The sequence below is a fragment of the Microbulbifer okhotskensis genome, assembly GCF_023895975.1.
GTDB lineage: Bacteria > Pseudomonadota > Gammaproteobacteria > Pseudomonadales > Cellvibrionaceae > Microbulbifer > Microbulbifer okhotskensis.
Map to the genome: position 1 here is coordinate 1 of NZ_JALBWM010000218.1, position 3,083 is coordinate 3,083.

The window sequence follows — 3,083 nt, forward strand, 5'->3', positions numbered from 1 at the left end:
CCCGCTGGAATTTCTAGTGGGTAAGCGTGTGTCGCTTATGTTGGCAATCTAGCAGCTTCATAAAATCATTTTTTTTTCAATAAACTGATAGCCCTGACCGTAGCGAGTTGCAATAAATCTAGGTGATTGTTTATTTTCTTTGAGTTTCTTACGCAGGTTAGCCATATGAGTATCAATGGCTCGATCAGTGATTTCAGCACTTGAACCCCATGCTTTGCTCATTAATTGGTCTCTGCTCAACACACTATTGATGGAATTGGCCAGAGCCAGCAGTAGGGCATATTCTACGGCGGTTAACTTGAGGGGTTCATCATCGCAAAGCACCTCTTTCTTGTTCAGGTCTATTTTAAGACCCTCGAAGAGTAGAGCATCACCCTGCTGGCCTCTCTTAGTTCTTTTTAGCAATGCGTTTACCCTGGAGATAAGTTCCCGTGGGCTGTAGGGCTTACAGACATAGTCATCTGCGCCAAGGTCAAAACCTTCCAGGCGGTCCTCCTCACTGATCCTTGCAGTTACCATGATACTAGGGATATTGCGGGCTACTGCCTGGCGCAAGAGATCTCGACCATCACCCTTGGGTAGCATCACGTCTAGAATTGCAAGATCTATCTCAATATTGACGAGTGCACGGGCAGCCTCTTCAACATTATCAAAATGCAGTACTCTATATTTTTGCTTTTGTAAGTAAAGGGTGAGTATTTCTGATGTACTCTTATCATCCTCGACATATAAGATGGTGTAGGTTGTGCCTTGCATGGGGTTGTTTTCGCTAAATCACTCAAACTGATATCTTATAATTTCAAGATTTAGCAGGCAAATGCTTGGCGTTAATGGGACATTGATCGGAAAGCTGAATAAGCCCGCCGGAGCGGACTTTCTGATTAAAAATATATGTTTCTATTTTGATAATCGATTACCAGTTTACCACTTTTAAAATAATCGATACCAAGATTGAGGAATGGTGTATCTTTGTAGCCTAGTTCCTCGAAGATTGGCATATCCCCGACATAGATTGATTTTTCCTGGATTTTGTGTCTGCCTAGTTCATAACTCAGATTTTGTATTTCCTTAACCGTCATTTTATTGCCAGTTGCACCTGAAACGTTCCTCTCTTCGCCCATTTTCAGGTGGTTTAATTGTTCGAAAAGTGCATTATTCATCAGCGTGTATCGCCCGCCTGTATCAAGGTGCACCTCTGCTTTAATTCCCGAAAAACTAGCGGTGGTTTTTATTTGCTTATTCTCAATTATAAATGGAACAGCTCGTAGTCCATAGGATTTGTCAGTAGAGCAGCCACCTTCTGCAAGGTTGAAAGTACTGTTGGTGAAATCAAATTCGACACAAAAATTTCTCAGATAATTGTGTCCCAGTATCCCCGGCTCTAGGCCATTGGTCAGAAGTAAGGATTTGGGCATATCGTAAAATATATATTCAAGATCAGAGGCTACCTTTCCAGAAATTGATGTTTCTTTAAGATATGCTGTGAGCATTTCAGCGTTACCGGTAGTTGTTGGTATTTCCCTGGAAATCAAGCTTTTCTCAGGAATCTTTAGGATATTGAGTATTGACTCCGGCAACACACCAGATTCAGTACCAGTATCAACAATAAGCGGGTAATCTTTTATTCCTTGTATATCTGCATATACATATACATGGCCGGAGGGGCTGATCATCATAGGGGTACTGGAGAATTCTGCCTCTGCGCCATTGGCAGTATTAGCACACCCACTGGCCAGACCAAGAACCACTAACGAAAAAAGTGTATGTTTCATTTATATCCCTGATTATTACTGTTATCAGGCATTTCATGCCGTTGAGAAGCAGTATCCGAGGGAATTGTCAGGGAATTATCAAGATCTATAAGAATGTGTTAAATGACAGTATATCCAGGGTGCTAAAAATGAGGACAAAAAATGGTTCTGTAATGTTGTCTTCTAAACTGCGTAAAGACGTAGTCTAGAAGTATATTTGGCGGTAAGAGCCATTTATTTAGCTTCAAAATTAGGGTATGTAGATGCACGGTTGAATTAAGAATAAATTCCTATAGATTTTTCTCTATCCTAGATCACACTCTCCTTAATCTTGGGTATTCTTGGCTTTGTAACAATCATACATGATGAGGAGAATTGATATGAAATTTGGGAGCATAGATTCATTAAAACTGGTGTTCTTGGCTATTGCAGGAATCCCTATAGTTTCACTATCCAGCAGCACCTTCGCAGTAAGCTGCGGGGATACTGTAACTGAGCCAGAAGTTCTGGATAAGTCTATAGAAGTCTGCTTGACCAGTCCCGCTGTAACCATTACCGATTCTGGAACATTGGATTTAAATGGCTACATAATCAGCTGTAGTGGTTCTGGAATAGGAGTGCGGATACTCGGCACCGGAAGAATTCTCAACGACTCAGTGGGTGGAAATTCTATAGAATCTTGTGAGACAGGTGTTTCTGCGGAAGGAAATGGAGCGCATTTTATTCAGGGTATAAATGCCGCTGATAATACTCTCTCCGGAATAACGCTCACAAGTAATAGCAACTTCGTTCTAGATTCTAGCTCGAATAAGAATGCAGGGATAGGGCTTCGGGTGTTAGGCGATTTTAACCAAGTGATAAACTCAGAAATGAGTGACAACCTTTTTCCTGGTATAGAAATTGTTGGGAATAGCAGCGTAGTAAATTCAAATGTTACCAGTTCTAACGCGGTGAGTGGTATAGTAATTTTTGGTTCAGACAATAGCCTTATAGTTGGAAATACATCAAACGATAATGGAACTAATGGAATTCTAATGGAGGCTTACAGTCAGCAGGGAAATGTTATTACTGGAAATACAACGATAGATAATGTTGGTAATGATCTAAGTGATCAAAATAGCCCCCCCTGTGTAGGTAACGTATGGATCGCCAATATTTTTGGTGACGCAAATGATGCGTGTATTCAATAAGTGATTTTGTAATGGGCCTGCAAATTTAATCTAGAATTGATGGCAGGTCCATTGCCGCGTTCAGGTTGCTATAAACATGCACTATAAAATGAGGGTGTAAATAATTCTGTGTAACCGCTCTTGCTAGTGGATTATTGGTAGT

General features: G+C 40.8%; 3 protein-coding genes. 1 reads left to right on the top strand and 2 read right to left on the bottom strand.

Going from position 1 to position 3,083, the window contains the following annotated elements; all coding sequences use genetic code 11:
• Positions 1-57: 57 nt before the first annotated feature.
• Together MO867_RS21275 and MO867_RS21280 are read right to left on the bottom strand one after the other, a co-directional pair.
• A complete protein-coding gene (locus MO867_RS21275) occupies positions 58-756 on the bottom strand; it encodes a response regulator transcription factor (protein WP_252472860.1) in 699 nt (232 codons plus the stop codon).
• Positions 757-881: 125 nt separating this feature from the next.
• Complete coding sequence (locus tag MO867_RS21280; protein WP_252472862.1) at positions 882-1,772, bottom strand: aspartyl protease family protein; 891 nt, start codon at positions 1,770-1,772, stop codon at positions 882-884.
• A gap of 359 nt (positions 1,773-2,131) precedes the next feature.
• On the opposite strand from MO867_RS21280, the gene MO867_RS21285 reads away from it, so the two are divergent.
• The gene (locus MO867_RS21285) at positions 2,132-2,941 is read left to right on the top strand and encodes a right-handed parallel beta-helix repeat-containing protein (protein WP_252472865.1); all 810 of its coding nucleotides are present in this window, start codon (positions 2,132-2,134) and stop codon (positions 2,939-2,941) included.
• Positions 2,942-3,083: the final 142 nt, after the last annotated feature.

Coding starts and splice junctions, on each gene's coding strand:
- MO867_RS21280 (WP_252472862.1), bottom strand. CDS start 1,772: ATGAAACATACACTTTTTTCGTTAGTGGTTCTTGGTCTGGCCAGTGGG.
- MO867_RS21285 (WP_252472865.1), top strand. CDS start 2,132: ATGAAATTTGGGAGCATAGATTCATTAAAACTGGTGTTCTTGGCTATT.
- MO867_RS21275 (WP_252472860.1), bottom strand. CDS start 756: ATGCAAGGCACAACCTACACCATCTTATATGTCGAGGATGATAAGAGT.